15 protein-coding genes are annotated in these 15,540 nt (G+C 64.2%); 8 read left to right on the forward strand and 7 right to left on the reverse strand.

Translation table 11 applies throughout. The features are described from left to right. Positions 1 to 148: 148 nt before the first annotated feature. Complete coding sequence (locus ACVMDN_RS34465; RefSeq protein WP_076831105.1) at positions 149 to 946, forward strand: DUF2865 domain-containing protein; 798 nt, start codon at positions 149 to 151, stop codon at positions 944 to 946. A gap of 107 nt (positions 947 to 1,053) precedes the next feature. Here ACVMDN_RS34465 and ACVMDN_RS34470 read toward each other — a convergent pair whose 3' ends face one another. Then, positions 1,054 to 1,485: a hypothetical protein gene (locus ACVMDN_RS34470; protein ID WP_016843277.1), complete on the reverse strand. Its 432-nt coding sequence runs from the start codon at positions 1,483 to 1,485 to the stop codon at positions 1,054 to 1,056. Between the two features lie 195 nt (positions 1,486 to 1,680). Between ACVMDN_RS34470 and ACVMDN_RS34475 the strand changes: the two genes are divergently transcribed. Continuing rightward, complete coding sequence (locus ACVMDN_RS34475) at positions 1,681 to 1,974, forward strand: GIY-YIG nuclease family protein (RefSeq protein ID WP_310885515.1); 294 nt, start codon at positions 1,681 to 1,683, stop codon at positions 1,972 to 1,974. A 277-nt stretch (positions 1,975 to 2,251) separates the two neighbouring features. Here ACVMDN_RS34475 and ACVMDN_RS34480 read toward each other — a convergent pair whose 3' ends face one another. Beyond that, positions 2,252 to 2,485, reverse strand: coding sequence for a hypothetical protein (locus ACVMDN_RS34480; protein WP_057019498.1), 234 nt, complete (start codon positions 2,483 to 2,485; stop codon positions 2,252 to 2,254). Between the two features lie 292 nt (positions 2,486 to 2,777). On the opposite strand from ACVMDN_RS34480, the gene ACVMDN_RS34485 reads away from it, so the two are divergent. The 3 genes from ACVMDN_RS34485 to rocF all read left to right on the forward strand — a co-directional run bounded on the left by ACVMDN_RS34485 (position 2,778) and on the right by rocF (position 7,333). Then, on the forward strand, positions 2,778 to 5,297 hold the full coding sequence (locus ACVMDN_RS34485; protein WP_141339784.1) for a glycogen/starch/alpha-glucan phosphorylase: 2,520 nt from the start codon (positions 2,778 to 2,780) through the stop codon (positions 5,295 to 5,297). A gap of 134 nt (positions 5,298 to 5,431) precedes the next feature. Continuing rightward, positions 5,432 to 6,253, forward strand: a complete 822-nt coding sequence (locus ACVMDN_RS34490) for an acyl-CoA thioesterase (protein WP_076831113.1) — start codon at positions 5,432 to 5,434, stop codon at positions 6,251 to 6,253. Positions 6,254 to 6,355: 102 nt separating this feature from the next. Beyond that, positions 6,356 to 7,333 carry an arginase gene (rocF, locus tag ACVMDN_RS34495; RefSeq protein WP_076831116.1) on the forward strand — a complete coding sequence of 326 codons (978 nt, stop codon included), beginning with the start codon at positions 6,356 to 6,358 and terminating at the stop codon, positions 7,331 to 7,333. 217 nt (positions 7,334 to 7,550) lie between these two features. Here the strand turns inward: rocF and ACVMDN_RS34500 are convergent, their stop codons facing one another. From ACVMDN_RS34500 to ACVMDN_RS34520, 5 genes are all read right to left on the reverse strand, one after another. After that, positions 7,551 to 8,636 carry an IS4 family transposase gene (locus ACVMDN_RS34500; RefSeq protein ID WP_253587271.1) on the reverse strand — a complete coding sequence of 362 codons (1,086 nt, stop codon included), beginning with the start codon at positions 8,634 to 8,636 and terminating at the stop codon, positions 7,551 to 7,553. 317 nt (positions 8,637 to 8,953) lie between these two features. Beyond that, a complete protein-coding gene (locus ACVMDN_RS34505; protein WP_076831120.1) occupies positions 8,954 to 10,570 on the reverse strand; it encodes a phosphoenolpyruvate carboxykinase in 1,617 nt (538 codons plus the stop codon). A gap of 177 nt (positions 10,571 to 10,747) precedes the next feature. Next, positions 10,748 to 11,014: a hypothetical protein gene (locus tag ACVMDN_RS34510; RefSeq protein ID WP_141339785.1), complete on the reverse strand. Its 267-nt coding sequence runs from the start codon at positions 11,012 to 11,014 to the stop codon at positions 10,748 to 10,750. A 112-nt stretch (positions 11,015 to 11,126) separates the two neighbouring features. Continuing rightward, positions 11,127 to 11,393, reverse strand: coding sequence for a hypothetical protein (locus tag ACVMDN_RS34515; RefSeq protein WP_158074224.1), 267 nt, complete (start codon positions 11,391 to 11,393; stop codon positions 11,127 to 11,129). A 53-nt stretch (positions 11,394 to 11,446) separates the two neighbouring features. After that, positions 11,447 to 12,181: a HugZ family pyridoxamine 5'-phosphate oxidase gene (locus ACVMDN_RS34520; RefSeq protein WP_076831125.1), complete on the reverse strand. Its 735-nt coding sequence runs from the start codon at positions 12,179 to 12,181 to the stop codon at positions 11,447 to 11,449. A gap of 241 nt (positions 12,182 to 12,422) precedes the next feature. Between ACVMDN_RS34520 and ACVMDN_RS34525 the strand changes: the two genes are divergently transcribed. The 3 genes from ACVMDN_RS34525 (at position 12,423) to ACVMDN_RS34535 (ending at position 15,480) form a co-directional block, all read left to right on the forward strand. After that, the gene (locus ACVMDN_RS34525) at positions 12,423 to 13,124 is read left to right on the forward strand and encodes a response regulator transcription factor (RefSeq protein WP_016843287.1); all 702 of its coding nucleotides are present in this window, start codon (positions 12,423 to 12,425) and stop codon (positions 13,122 to 13,124) included. A 110-nt stretch (positions 13,125 to 13,234) separates the two neighbouring features. Continuing rightward, positions 13,235 to 15,043: a sensor histidine kinase gene (locus tag ACVMDN_RS34530; RefSeq protein WP_057019534.1), complete on the forward strand. Its 1,809-nt coding sequence runs from the start codon at positions 13,235 to 13,237 to the stop codon at positions 15,041 to 15,043. Next, entirely contained in the window at positions 15,040 to 15,480 is a 441-nt protein-coding gene (locus ACVMDN_RS34535; RefSeq protein WP_076831128.1) for an HPr kinase/phosphorylase, read from the forward strand. The genes ACVMDN_RS34530 and ACVMDN_RS34535 overlap by 4 nt, the downstream gene beginning before the upstream one ends. The last annotated feature ends 60 nt before the right edge of the window (positions 15,481 to 15,540 follow it).

Consider the following 15,540-nt stretch of genomic DNA (forward strand, 5'->3'; position numbering starts at 1 on the left):
CGAGATTCGCTTTCCTGTGACGCAGTCACGCTCAATCAATCGCTCGTTTACCATCACGCCTTAAGGTGAAGCCGCCGGGGCAGCTTGTCGCCGCGGCGTGGCGCGTCGGGTGGAGTTGGCGTTGCGTACAGAGTTGAGTGATCGGCGCATGCGGCGCCGCGTGATGCTTGCCGCCGCGGCCTTTGCGGGTTCCATCCTGGTGGTGCCCGCGCCTGTGTCGGCCGAAGGGCTGTTCGACTTCTTCTTCGGCGGTTCCCAGAAGCAGCAGAGCCGGCAGGCGCCGCCGCAAGCCAATTTCTTCGCCGACCCGTTCGGCCTCAACCAGCAGGCTGAACGGCAGCCGTCCGCCCCCATCTCCGCGCCGCGCGTGGCCGGTTCCGGACCGGCGTATTGCGTGCGCAGCTGCGACGGCAAATATTTTCCGCTGACGATGCGCGGCAACGCCACGCCGGCGCAGCTTTGCCAGGCGTTCTGTCCGGCGAGCGCGACCAAGGTCTATTACGGCAGCCATATCGACAGCGCCGCATCGACCGCTGGCGAACGCTACGCCGACAGCGAGAACGCCTTCGCCTATCGCAAGGCGTTGCGCGCCGACTGCACCTGCAACGGCCGCGACCCGGCGGGGCTCGCGCCGGTCGACCTCGCGCTCGATGCCTCGCTGCGTGCCGGCGACGTGATCGCGACCACCGACGGCCTCGTCGCCTATACCGGCATCCGTGTCGGCAACGAGCAGTCGTTCGACTTCACGCCGGTTGCCTCCTATCCCGGACTGACTTCGGCGGTCCGCGCGCGGCTCGGCGAAATGAAGGTCGCCCCGGTCAGCGCCGAGATCGCCGGCGACGCGCCGCTGCCGGAAACCAGAAGCGATGTCGCGCCGTCGCCGCCGTCGTCTGTTGCGCCGAAGGGCAACGCTGCAAAGCCGGCAAGGCGCGCCGAAGCGAACTGACGGGCGTCAGCCCGTCATTCCGGGATGGTGCGTAAGCACCAGACCCGGAATCTCGAGATTCCGGGTTCGATGCTTCGCATCGCCCCGGAATGACATCGCGACAACTATCAGCGCGCCACGATCACGCCGATCACGTTCGGCGCGGCCATGTATTTCTCCTCGATCGCGGCCCGCGCGGCCGCGCGGTTCTCCGGATTGAGGATGCCGCGCTTCTCGGCGAGGATCATCCAGCAATAGCCCCACCAGTCCGTCAGCATGCCGTGGTCGTCGACGAGATCATAACCCTGCTCGCCGGCGAAGATCCGCGCATGCGCTTCATCGAGCGAGTCGAGCCAGGCGTGATCCTCGTCCGAGAACAGTTCGTCGCTGAAATCATCCGTGGTGTAGCCCCAGATCGACATGCAGACCGCGTTGAACTCGCGATCGAGCTGGTCGTCGTCGATCGGCTGGCGGCGCGAGGCCTGGTGCAGCCGCGACAGCGACCGCGCGAAATCGGCAATCCGGGTCAGGGCGAATTGATCGAAGGCGATGGTGGACATGTAGTCCTCGCAGAGACTGAAAGACCATAGATATTGTGTCGGCGCAGCCGCCGAATCACAATGATATATCAAAGACTTGCTAAAGTGTTCTTAATTCGTTCTGATTGGTTTAATGATCGTTCCCGGACGTCGTCCTGGCGAAAGCCAGGACCCATTAGCCCAATAGGCCGACATCTCGCGAGATTGGGCCAAACGATGAGCGCAGCAAGCAGCTACTACGTCTACATCCTCGCAAGCCGGCATCACGGCACGATCTATATCGGGGTCACCAACGATGTCGGCGCGCGGCTTGAATTGCATCGCTCCGGTCGAGGCTCCAAGTTTGTGTACAAATACCAAGACTTCCGCCTCGTCCATGTCGAGGAATTCGCCACGCCGCAGGAAGCGATCGCCCGCGAGAAGCAGCTGAAGTTCTGGAAGCGCGACTGGAAGATCAAGCTGATCGAAGCAGAAAATCCGGATTGGAACGACCTGTCGGGCCTCATCTGACTATTGGGGTAATGGGTCCTGGCTTTCGCCAGGACGACGGCTGAGGCGCGAGTGAGTATCATCGCCCCGTCGCGCGCATATGCCGCCCCAAAAAGCAATTCGGGCCGCTGACCAGGTCAGCGGCCCGTTGAAAATGGCTTCGGAATGAAATGCGTCGGAGCTGAAAAATGTGCCCGCCCCACGAGCGACAGCTGTGTTTGTAAAGGCTCCGTTAAGGCTTGGAAATCCGTATCACCACGGTGTCCCGATTGAGCGTGAAAGCGCGTTGCGCGGCCGCTCAATTCATCGCCGAGAGCAGCTTGTCGCCGCAGGCATTTGCGTAGAACTTGCCGCCGCATTGCCGCTTGATGGCGGCACAGCGCGCGGCGGGCGATGCGTTCTGCGCCACGCTGAAGCCGCAATTCAGGCCGTCGGCGCTGCGGCCCGGTCTGCCCGCGGCATCGGCTGCGCTGGTCGCCGTGATGCACACCACGAGCAACGCCGCGGCCGCGATTTCGATCAAGAGTCTCATCACGCATCCTCCGGTCAATTGTCGCGAAATCCCGGCTTCTGCAGCGCCATCGTAACACCCATGACGGCTGGTCAGGAAGGTTCCCGAAGCGGCCCGGTCCTTGCATAAAATCACGGCAGCGCTGTGTATGGCATCGTCCCTGACGGTTTCGATTGCCTTGCAAGGCGGGTATCATTGCGCTGGAGCGTAATCGGAAGGCCGCGGAACCGGGATCTCCGGGGAACCATGCTCCACCAATGAGATGGGGTCATGATGCGCATCACCGCATCATGTTCCGGTTGAACGGCAGGGATTGGGCGCGTTGCAGGAACAGACAAACTACCCGGCATTGAACCAGCCGATCGACGAGCTGGCGCTGACCGAGATCAAGAGCGCGATCCTAGCCAAGCTCCGGCTTGCGATCGGCAAGGACGCCACCGTTGCGACCAGACGCGACTGGTACAAGGCCGCGGCACTGACGCTGCGCGACCGCATCGTGCACCACTGGCTGACGGCCGAGAAGCAGAGCTACGACGCCGGCGCCAAGCGCGTCTATTATCTCTCGCTCGAGTTCCTGATCGGCCGCCTGTTCACCGACGCGCTGAACAATATGGGACTGCTGCCGCTGTTCGAGGCGGCGCTCGGCGACCTCGGCGTCGATCTTTCGGACCTGCGCAAATGCGAGCCGGATGCGGCGCTCGGCAATGGCGGCCTCGGCCGGCTCGCGGCCTGCTTCATGGAGAGCATGGCGACGCTGGCGATCCCCGCGACCGGCTACGGCATCCGCTACGATTTCGGCCTGTTCCGCCAGATCATGAACCAGGGCTGGCAGCAGGAATATCCCGACGAGTGGCTCGCCTTCGGCAATCCCTGGGAATTCCAGCGGCCGGAGGTGGTCTACAACGTTCACTTCGGCGGCAATGTCGAGCATGTCGACGAGCGCGGCCGCGACCGCGCCACCTGGCATCCGGCGGAAACCGTCGAGGCCATGGCCTATGACACGCCGATCGTCGGCTGGCGCGGCCAGCACGTCAACGCGCTCCGCCTGTGGTCGGCGCATGCACCCGATCCGCTCGAGCTCGACGTCTTCAACACCGGCGACTACGTCTCGGCCAGCGCCGAGCAGGCGCGCGCGGAAGCGATCTGCAAATTCCTCTATCCGAACGACGAGAGCGCGGCGGGCCGCGAGCTCCGGCTGCGCCAGGAATACTTCTTCGTCTCGGCCTCATTGCAGGATCTCGTCAAGCGGCATCTCGCCTCCGACGGCGGCCTGCGCAATCTTGCGCAGAAGGCGGCCGTGCAGCTCAACGATACCCATCCGAGCCTTGCGGTCACCGAGCTGATGCGCATCCTGGTCGACCTGCACAATTTCCGCTGGGACGAGGCCTGGAAGATTACGGTCGCGACCCTGTCCTACACCAACCACACGCTGCTGCCCGAGGCGCTCGAGACCTGGCCGGTCGAACTGTTCGAGCGGCTGCTGCCGCGGCATCTCGAGATCATCTACCGCATCAATGTGGCCCATCTCGCGCTCGCCGAGGAGCGTTTCCCCGGCGACATCGAGTATCGCGCCTCGGTCTCGCTGATCGACGAGCGCAGCGGCCGCCGCGTGCGGATGGGCCAGCTCGCCTTCGTCGGCTCGCACCGCATCAACGGCGTCTCCGCGATGCATTCCGACCTGATGAAGGAGACCGTGTTCCACGACCTGCATCATCTCTATCCGTCGCGCATCACCAACAAGACCAACGGCATCACGTTCCGCCGCTGGCTGATGCTGGCCAATCCGCGGCTGACCGCGCTGCTGCGCGAAGCCTGCGGCGAGGCCGTGCTCGACGACTTCTCGCTGCTCGAGCGGCTCGAGACCCATTCGAGCGACCTGGAGTTCCAGAAGCGCTTCCGCGACGTCAAGCATCACAACAAGCTGGCGCTGGCAAGGCTGATCGGCGAGCGCAACCACATCAAGGTCGACCCGTCGGCGCTGTTCGACGTGCAGATCAAGCGCATCCACGAATACAAGCGGCAACTGCTCAACATCCTGGAGACGATCGCGCTGTATCACGCGATGAAGGACGATCCGCGGCGCGACTGGGTGCCGCGCGTGAAAATCTTCGCCGGCAAGGCGGCGGCGAGCTACCGCTACGCCAAGCTGATCATCAAGCTGATCAACGACGTCGCCGAGGTCGTCAACAACGACGCTTCGCTCGGCGGCAGGCTGAAGGTCGCCTTTCTCGCCGACTACAATGTCAGCCTCGCCGAGGTGATCATTCCGGCCGCCGATCTCTCCGAGCAGATCTCGACCGCCGGCATGGAGGCGTCCGGCACCGGCAACATGAAGCTCGCACTGAACGGTGCACTGACGATCGGCACGCTCGACGGCGCCAATATCGAGATCCGCGACAATGTCGGCGAGGAGAACATCGCGATCTTCGGCCTCGAGGCCGGCGACGTCATGGTCCGCCGCAAGCAGGGATTGGACGCCAGCGACGCGATCCGCAAATCGCCACGGCTGGAGCGCGCGATCCGCGCCATCGAGAGCGGCGAGTTCTCGCCCGGCGATCCCGCACGCTTCGCCTCGATCGGGCACGCGCTGCGCTACCTCGACCACTACATGGTCTCGGCCGATTTCGATTCCTACTACGACGCGCAGCGCGGCATCGACGCCCGCTGGATGGTAGCGCCGGCATGGACCCGCGCCTCGATCCTCAATGTGGCGCGCATGGCCTGGTTCTCCTCCGACCGCACCATCCGCGAATATGCCGAGGACATCTGGCACGTGCCGATGCATCCGGGTGCCTCGCCGCAGCTCGGCAACCAGCGCGAGGCGAAGGGATAATCCCGGGACGCGGAAATCGATTACGCCCGACGTCATTGAAATCAGCGCAATGCTCGCGATATTGCATGACGAACGTCATTGCTCGTCATTGCGTATGGCGATACGGAAGCGCCAGTCGATATTGAAAGACCTGCATGCTCACCAAGACCCCGCACCTTTTCGATGAAGCAACCGCCGTGACCGCCGGCGACAGCCGCTGGCAGGGACGGACCAGCCCGGACTATTGGGCGTTCGTCGGCCCGTTCGGCGGCTGCACGGCCGCGACCATCCTGCGCGCGCTGATGCAGCATCCGCAGCGCGCGGGTGATCCGCTGGCGCTGACGGTCAACTACTGCGCGCCGGTCGCCGAGGGCGCGTTCGATCTCGATGTCCGCCTGGTCAAGGCCAACCGCTCGAGCCAGCACTGGTCGGTCGACATGACGCAGGGCGGCGGCGAGGTCGCGACACTGGCGACCGCCGTGTTCGCCGAGCGCCGCCCGTCCTGGTCGCACCAACCGGCCGGGTTTCCGGGCGCCGTGCCGTTCGAACATCTGCGGTCCTTTCCAAAGCTCAAGATGACCTGGGCCAACCAGTACGATTTCCGCTTCGCCGAGGGCGAGCCGAAGTTCGCCGGCGGCGGCGGCGCGAAACAGCCGTCGAGCCCCTATTCAAAGCTCTGGATCGCCGACCGTGTGCCGCGCAAGCTCGATGCGCTGTCGCTGATGTCGATGTCGGACGCGTTCTTCGGCCGCGTCTTCCACGCAAGGCACGAGCTGGTGCCGTTCGGCACCGTGTCGCTGACGACCTATTTCCACGCCGACGCGGCCGACCTGGACGCGGAGGATACCACCCGCGTGCTCGCCACCGCCGACGCCAAGAGCTTCCACAAGAGCTACGGCGACCAGCACGGCGAATTGTGGTCGCCGTCCGGCCGGCTGCTCGCGACCACGACGCAGATCGCTTATTTCAAGGCGTAGCCAAATATCCACATTGGTCTGTTACGACCGCATTGCCTATTTCAAGGGTTGAGGGAACATTGGCACGTCGCTTCTGTTCCACACCTTTGGGAGCACTGCTGCATGTCCGAAGCCGACACGTCAAAGCCCTCGCGCATCGCCCTGCTTGGCGTTCCCATCGAGATCGGCGCATCGCAGGCCGGCCCGCTGATGGGACCGGATGCGCTGCGCACCGCGGGCATCGCGCGCCTGCTCGAGCAGCTCGACTTCCAGGTCGATGATCACGGCAACCTTGCGATCCCCGCCGTCGTCGCCGACGGCCCGGTGCCGGCCAACACCAGGTTCTATGACGAGGTGAAGACCTGGACCCGCGCGCTCTCCGAGCGCGCCTATTGGCTGGCGCATTCCGGCGCGATCCCGATCTTCATGGGCGGCGATCACTCGCTGTCGATGGGGTCGATCAACGGCGTCGCGCGCTACTGGCAGGAAAAGGGCCGGCCGCTGTTTGCGTTGTGGGTCGACGCGCATGCTGACTACAACACGCCGGCCACCACCATCACCGGCAACATGCACGGCATGTCGGCCGCGTTCCTGTGCGGCGAGCCCGGTCTCGACGATCTGCTCGGCGGACTGCCGCGCGCCTCGATCCCGCCCGATCAGCTCGACCTGATCGGCACGCGCTCGGTCGATCCGCTGGAGCGCAAGCTGCTGCGGCAGCGCAACGTGTCGATCGCGGACATGCGCCAGATCGACGAGTTCGGCGTCGCCGTGCTCACGCGCCGCGTCATCGAACGCGTCAGGGCGAAGAACGGCGTGCTGCATGTCTCGTTCGATGTCGACTTCCTCGATCCGGCGGTGGCGCCCGGCGTCGGTACCACGGTGCCCGGCGGCGCGACCTATCGGGAAGCCCATCTCATCATGGAGCTGCTGCACGATTCCGGGCTGGTGCGCTCGCTCGACATCGTTGAGCTCAATCCCTTCCTCGACGAGCGCGGCCGCACCGCGCGCGTCGCGGTCGAATTGATCGGCAGCCTGTTCGGCCTGCAGATCACCGACCGGCAGACGCCGAGCAACGCGGTGCTGCCGGAGATGGGGGAGTAGTGGAGCAACACACGCGATGTCGTCCCGGCGAAAGCCCATAGGCGCTAAGATAGTTTGATCATAGTCTGATAGTGGCGCTTATGTCTGGGTGGCTCGCGTAGATGTCGCCGGAGAGCGTGACTGGCTCTGCAGAGTAGAGCGATTGCGGGCTGTGGAATGATCGCTTGCCGTAGCGAAGCGACGAGCTGGCGCAGCAGACGCCACGTCACTGGGTGGGTCAGGCGGCGTCGGCCAAGCGGGGAGAGTCTTCGAGTTCGTCGACGAGCGGCTCGAGCAATAGAATGATCAGCAGATGAGCGAGGATATGGGGTCTGGCGGACCGCTCGTCGGTTCCGGGAGGTCCCTTCAGGCCAATCAGGCTTTTCAGCCGCTTGAAGCCGAGCTCAATGCGCCATCGCAGCCGATAGAGGGCGAGGATATCTGCAGTCGTGAAGTCCTCTGGCCTGAGTGAGGTCACCAGGATCACCCAATCTGCGGCGTCAAGTGTTTGCCTGGAGAGCTGATGACCTCCCTTTTGTGCAGTCCGGCGCGCCTTGCGTCGCGCAGCCGCAGCAGCTTGCGCCGGCTTCTTCGCGGCAACCAGACGCACTGCGAGCGGCGGCGCACCTGACTTGCGCTTTATCCAAATCGGCCGATCGATCAGGCCACGCGCCGAGGCGTTGCGCAGTTCGGCAGTGAGGTCAACAAGATTACCTTCGGCATCGAGCCAGCGCGCGCTCTTCCAGCCGGCCCGGATCACGAAGTCTGCATCGGCATCGACGAGATGCGCCATGCGCTCCGGTTGCAGATAGGCGCGATCGGCAAGACGGATCTCACCGGCAACCGCCGGTATCCGATCCAGCGTCTCGCCCGCTCGCTGATCGGTCAGTTCGAAGTGACCAAAGCGCTCCTGCGGAAGATCGAACGCGCTATGGATACGCCACACTGCGTTCTTGTTCCTGCCGCTCGTCCCAGCCTTGGGGACCGTCGTGGCGTCAACAATACGGATCAGACGACCGCGGATCGCCTTCGGCGCCGCGTCGGCAAGCGCCTGCTCGACCAAGATTGCCAGCCAATCTCCGCACTGACGTAAGCGATACAACAGAGCCACGTTGGAGATATCGACAAGCCCAACCGACGTGGCCCATGCCGCCGTCAACCGCAGCCCTTTCTCACCAAGGCAATAAGCCAAGATCAGGCGCAGCAAGTCGACCGCATTGCTGATCTCCCGCGGACGGACAAACGCCTTCGTCTTGCGCGCGCTAATGTTCAGAGCCTCGGCTCCGCCAAGTCGGGCGACAACGCGCGCCCAATCTTTGTTCACAAGCGATTCGTGTGCCATTCCATCTTGGAATCACAAACGAATCCAAGGCGCAAATCCTATTTTAGCGCCTATGGGCGAAAGCCGGGACCCATAACCACCGATTGTCATTGTTGCGCACCGGTGGAATGACGAGTCCCAACCACAACATCCGCTGCGGAGTATGGGTCCCGGCCTTCGCCGGGACGACACTGGAGTATGTGGCGCCGTTGGCTGCTCAGCTTGCCGGATCGAAAAGGTGCGCGCTTCGTTGACTGCGTCAAAAATCAAAAAAGCGGCCACGAGGGCCGCCTTTTCAAATCGCGTATCGCTTGCGCGGCTTACTCCGCCGCCAGCTTCACTTCCGGTGCGGCGGCGCGGACTTCGGCGTCGACCTGCGCTTCGAACTTGGCGAAGTTCTTCTGGAACATGCCGACCAGCGCACGCGCGGTCTTGTCGAACTCGACCTTGTCGGCCCAGGTCTTGATCGGATCGAGGATGTGCGGCTCGACGCCCGGCAGCGAGGTCGGCACCGCGAAGCCGAAATACTTGTCGGTGCGGAAGTCGGCGTTGCGGAGCGAGCCGTTCAGCGCCGCGGTGAGCAGCGCGCGGGTCACCTTGATCGGCATGCGGCGGCCGGTGCCGTACTTGCCGCCGGTCCAGCCGGTGTTAACCAGCCAGCAATCGACATTGTGCTTGGCGATCAGCTCGCGCAGCATGTTGCCGTAGACCGACGGATCGCGCGGCAGGAACGGCGAACCGAAGCAGGTGGAGAATTCCGGCTGCGGCTCGTTGCCGAGGCCGCGCTCGGTGCCGGCGACCTTCGCGGTGTAGCCGGACAGGAAGTGATACATCGCCTGCGCCGGCGTCAGCTTGGCGATCGGCGGCATCACGCCGAAGGCGTCGGCGGCGAGCATCACGACGTTCTTCGGATGCGGTGCGCAGCCGGTGCGCGAAGCGTTCGGGATGAAATCGAGCGGATAGGCCGAGCGGGTGTTCTCGGTCTTCGAGCCGTCGTCGAAATCGGGCACGCGATCATTGGCGCCGAGCACGACGTTTTCCAGCACCGCGCCGAAGCGCTTGCTGGCGGCGTAGATTTCCGGCTCGGCCTCGCCCGACAGCTTGATGCACTTGGCGTAGCAGCCGCCTTCGAAATTGAAGACGCCGTCCTCGCTCCAGCCATGCTCGTCATCGCCGATCAGCGTGCGCTTGGGATCGGCCGAGAGCGTCGTCTTGCCGGTGCCGGACAGGCCGAAGAAGATCGCGGTGTCGCCGTCGGCGCCGACATTGGCCGAGCAGTGCATCGGCATCACGCCCTTCTCGGGCAGGTAATAGTTCAGCGTGGTGAACACGCTCTTCTTCATCTCGCCGGCATATTGCGAGCCGCCGATCAGGACGATCTTGCGGGCGAAATCGATCGCGACGACGTTCTCCGACTTGCAGCCGTGACGCTTCGGATCGGCGCGGAAGCTCGGCAGGTCGATGATCGTCAGTTCGGGCACGAAGCTCGCGAGTTCCGACGCCTCGGGACGAATCAGCAGCGTGCGGATGAACAGCGAGTGCCAGGCAAGCTCGGTGAAGACGCGGGTCTTGATGCGATGCTTCGGATCGGCGCCGCCGTGAAGATCTTGCGCGAACAGCGTCATGCCTTCGGCATGCTTGAGGAAGTCGGCATGGAGCGTGGCGAACTGCTCCGAGGTGATCGACTGGTTGCCGGCCCACCACATGTTCTTGTCGGTGAGATCGTCGCGGACCGTGAACTTGTCCTTCGGACTGCGCCCGGTGAACACACCGGTATCCGCGCAAAGCGCGCCATCGGCCGACAGCACCGCTTCGCCATTACGCAGCGAATGCTCGTAAAGCTGAGGTGCGCCATAATTCCAATGCACGCCCTTGAGTTTTTTTAAGCCGAATTTGTCGGCGCCGAAGGCACCGTTATGCACGCCCGTCTCTTGCACGAAGAACCTCCTCGAACCCGCGTATCCTTGTTCGCGCGAATGTCGCTAGTCGCGCCCCGCCGCGGTGACCGTGATCAGAATATAGCCTCTCGGCTTCGGTCCGGCGACCTAATAGTGGGGATCGCCGGGCTTGCCAAGCCAATCGAACGGCTTTTGGCTGATTCCAAGGCAGGCCCATCATCTGGCGCGAATACCGCAGCGCGAAACCCTTTCGTCTTGCTTTCGTTTTCTCATTGTTTTGCCGGCAGTCGGGCGACGTTTCATCGCCTTTCCCGCCGCGCACGGAGCTTTGCGATGCACAAAAAGTGCCAGCCGGCGGGCGGCGCGTTCGCCGATCGAGGCGAACGGCGCGGAGAATGCCGGGTATGCATTTCGCGCTGAGGATGTATCGTTGAGATGAGCCGCCGCGCGTTGACGCAGCGCTGCAGAGCCGAGCATGACCATCGTGTTGCACGCGGCACCACCTGATCGGCATTGAGCTGCAAGTGAGAAGCTGCTGATGAGCAGTTTCGACTGCGCTCAACACACCTTCGTTGAAGCCCGATTGGTGCAACGCTCAACTGCCGTGAACGTTCCGCAACGCGTAGCGTTCGGCGGCGAGGCGATCGCTGACCCCGCGATCGATGATAACGCAATCAGCGTGGTCGCACGCGCGCGTCATCGCGGTCGACATCGCGATCCGGCTGATTTTCGGATGCAGCCGCGCCAGACATTCTTGCATGCAGATCGAGCCAACGGGCGATGACACGACACGCCCGTGCGAAATGATCGCGCTGTCAAATCCGGACCGCGCAATCGCGCCGCCGCAGCCATGCGACACCATGCCTCGCCACAGCCGCAGCGCCGCCGTGAGGACAGGTCTTTCTCCTATCCTTGCTATCCCTTGGCGCGCGCCTCGCCGGCGAGCCGCACCAGCATCTTGCGCAGCTCGGTGCCGGTGGTGACGCGCTCAGGGAAATCCAGCCGCAGCGTGTCGCGGCCGGCCTGCATGTCCATGCCATCCGGATCACAGCCGGTGCAGAGCCAGTCGGCACTTTCCGCGCCGAGCAGCCGCGTCGCGTAAAGGTTCATGGCCTCGCGGTGATCCTCGTTCATATGCGCCACCGCGCCGGGCTCGGCTTCGAGCAGCGCCTCGGCTCCGCCGAGATCGGTCAGGAATTGCGCGGGTTTGAGGTCCACGATGCGGCCGAACCCGGCGACCAGATGGGCACCGCTTGGCTTGATCCGGAAGAACGAGAAATCCTTAAATTCCACAAAGGCTTCCGCTGACGGATGGGCAGCGAGATAGCGCCTTCGGACGAGCTCCCGCCCGGCCTCCCCGACCTCTTCCGCCTTGCCCGCCAGCATGATCCGGGCGCCCTCCAGCGGATCACCCTCGGCGCGCTCGTCCAGCATCAGCGACACCCGGCTATCGGCCAGGACGTTCTTGGTATGCAGCGCCAGCCGGGAAATCAGCAGGATCGGCGAGCCGTCGGGATGGCTGGCCAGATTGACCAGCGAGCAATAGGGATCGCCGGTGCCGGCCATCAACGTGGCGAGGGCGCCCTGGCGGCTGCGGCGGAGCAGCGAGCGGGCAAGGTGGGCAGGATCGAAGTCGGCGGTCGGTTGCATGGGCCTATCGGGTCATTTTATGCGCGAATCGGGTGGGTTCCCTATGAAAAAAGGGCCTTTTCTCATGGTCTAAGGGTGCTATATGGGGACCCATCGCGTGGGTCGCAGAAGCGGATTTTTGCGGAACTCGGTCACACTTCAGCCCAGCTTGCATTGCTCGTTGACCGCGTTCGAAGCCCAATTCTACGGCGCGTCGCCAGAGTGCCCGCCGTCTAAGCCACTCTCATTGTGAAAGCAGCACATGCCCACAATCGCCCTGGTCGACGACGACCGCAACATTCTCACTTCGGTTTCGATCGCGCTCGAAGCCGAAGGCTATCGCATCATGACCTACACGGACGGTGCGTCGGCGCTGGATGGGTTTCGCACGTCGCCGCCCGATCTCGCGATCCTCGATATCAAGATGCCGCGCATGGACGGCATGGAAACGCTGCGCCGGCTGCGCCAGAAGTCCGACCTGCCGGTGATCTTCCTCACCTCGAAGGATGAGGAGATCGACGAATTGTTCGGCCTGAAAATGGGCGCCGACGATTTCATCCGCAAGCCGTTCTCGCAGCGCCTGCTGGTCGAACGGGTCAAGGCCGTACTCCGCCGCGGTCAGCCGAAGGATCCGACCGCCGCGCCGAAGGAGCCGGACGCCCGCGCGCTGGACCGCGGCCTGCTGCGGATGGATCCGGAGCGCCACACCTGCACCTGGAAGAACGAGCCGGTGACGCTCACCGTGACCGAATTCCTGATCCTGCAGGCGCTCGCCACCCGCCCCGGCGTCGTAAAGAGCCGCAACGCGCTGATGGACGCGGCCTATGACGACCAGGTCTATGTCGACGACCGCACCATCGACAGCCACATCAAGCGGCTGCGCAAGAAGTTCAAGGTGGTCGACGACGACTTCGAGATGATCGAGACGCTGTACGGCGTCGGCTATCGCTTCAAGGAAGCCTGATCTGCGCTTCCCGGGCGGCTTGTTAACTGACAGGCTCCGCACGGCTGGGGTAAGCTCGGGCGAACGATTGCTTCGCGGGACGACATCCATACCAACCGGCAGCTTTGCCAGTGCTTGATCGAACGCAGCTCGAGCAAGGCCTGAACACCGAGGACGCGTCACAGCTCCTCGATCAGGACGCCGTTGCCGAAGACGTGGCGCAGGACAAGGGCTGGCGCCGTCCGCTCGGCTGGCTGCGCCGCGCCGGTCAGTTCTTCTTCGCGCTGTCGTTCTCGAGCCTGACGCGCCGTATCGTCTCGCTCAACCTCGCCGGCCTCGTCGCGCTGGTCGCCAGCATCCTCTATCTCTCGCAATTCCGCGCTGGCCTGATCGAGGCGCGCACGCAGAGCCTCCAAGTCTATGCCGAGATCATCTCGGAGGCGATCGCGGCCTCGGCCACCGTCGAAGGCAACACCGTCACGATCGACCCCGATCGCCTGCTCGACCTCAAGCCCGGCGAAAGTTATGGCCAGCCGGATGAATCGGCGGATTTCCCGATCAATCCCGAGCGGGTCGCGCCGGTCCTGCGCCGCCTGATCGCGCCGACCAAGACGCGGGCCCGCATCTTCGACCGCGATGGCGGCCTGATCCTCGACAGCCGCAATCTGTTCGCGCGCGGCGACGTGCTGCGCATGGAGCTGCCGCCGCCGTCGGAGAAGCCGTCGCTCTATGAAAGGACCAAGGCCACCATAAAGACCTGGCTCAACCGCGGCGACCTGCCGATCTATCGCGAACTCGGTCCCGAAGGCGGCAAGGGTTATTCCGAAGTCGCGCAATCGCTCGAGGGCATGAAGGGCAGCGCCGTGCGCGTCACCGAGCGCGGCGCGATCATCGTGTCGGTCGCCGTCCCGGTGCAGCATTTCCGCGCCGTGCGCGGTGCATTGATGCTGACCACGCAGGGCGACGACATCGACCAGCTGGTGATGTCCGAGCGCCTCGCCATCCTCAAGATCGGCGGCGTCGCCTCCGCCGTCATGATCATGCTGTCGCTGCTATTGGCGAGCACGATCGCTGGCCCGGTGCGACGGCTCGCCGACGGCGCCGAGCGCGTCCGCCACCGCATCCAGACCCGCGTCGAGATTCCCGACTTCACCGGGCGCCGCGACGAGATCGGCCATCTCTCCGGCGCGCTGCGCGACATGACCAACGCGCTGTACAGCCGCATCGAGGCGATCGAGATGTTCGCCGCCGACGTTGCCCATGAGCTGAAGAATCCGCTGACCTCGCTGCGCTCCGCGGTCGAGACGCTGCCTTTGGCGCGCAACGACAACAGCCGCGCGCGGCTGCTCGCCGTGATCGAGCATGACGTCAGGCGGCTCGACCGCCTGATCTCCGACATCTCCGACGCCAGCCGGCTCGATGCCGAATTGCAGCGCCAGGACATGGCGCCGGTCGATCTGCGGCGGCTGCTGACGACGCTGACCGGCGTCGCCAACGAGACCAGGCTCGGCCACGACGTCGCCGTCGAAGCCCGCTTCGAGGGCCGCGGACCGACCGATACGCTCTCTGTGCCCGGCCATGATTCACGGCTCGGCCAGGTGATCTCGAACCTGCTGTCGAACGCGCAATCATTCTCCAAGCCGGGCGACAAGGTGCGCATCGTCTGCCGCCGCAACCGCGGCGAGGTCGAGATCGTGGTCGACGATGACGGGCCCGGCATCGGCGAGGACGCGCTGGAGCGGATCTTCGAGCGCTTCTACACCGACCGGCCGCACCAAGGGTTTGGCCAGAACTCCGGCCTCGGGCTTGCGATCTCCAAGCAGATCATTGAAGCCCATGGCGGACGCATCTGGGCCGAGAACCGCGCTGGCCCTGCGGACGCAGACGGCAAGCCCACCATCGCCGGCGCACGCTTCGTGGTCAGGCTGCCGACACTATGAGCGACAATTCAAGCGTGCACGCATCCGCCGTTCTGGTCGGCGAGCGTGCGGTGCTGATCCGCGGCCCGTCGGGCGCCGGCAAGTCGCGTCTGGCCTTTGACCTGATTCTCGCCGGGCGCACCGGAGCGCTTCCGCCGGCCATTTTGGTGGGGGATGACCGTGTCCGTCTCGACACAGCCGGCGAACAATTGTGGGTTCGTCCGGTCCAGCAATTGGCTGGTCTGATCGAGATCCGAGGCCTCGGAATCCGCCATTGTCCGTTCGCAGATGAAGCCGTGGTGGGGCTGATCGTCGACCTCGCCGCTGACGACGCCGAGCGGCTGCCGCCGCCGGAGGCGCTCACGATTCGCCTTAATGGTGCTTTGTTACCGCGAATTCCCGTCGGCGTTGGCTTCCAACCCCTGCCGCTGGTTGTCGCCGCGCTGACGACAACCTGAAAGTTCATGTTCCCGTAATCTTGCGGCCAATTGTGGGAAGGGAATTGGTAACCATATCAC

It is taken from the genome of Bradyrhizobium sp. USDA 4510 (assembly GCF_054059095.1).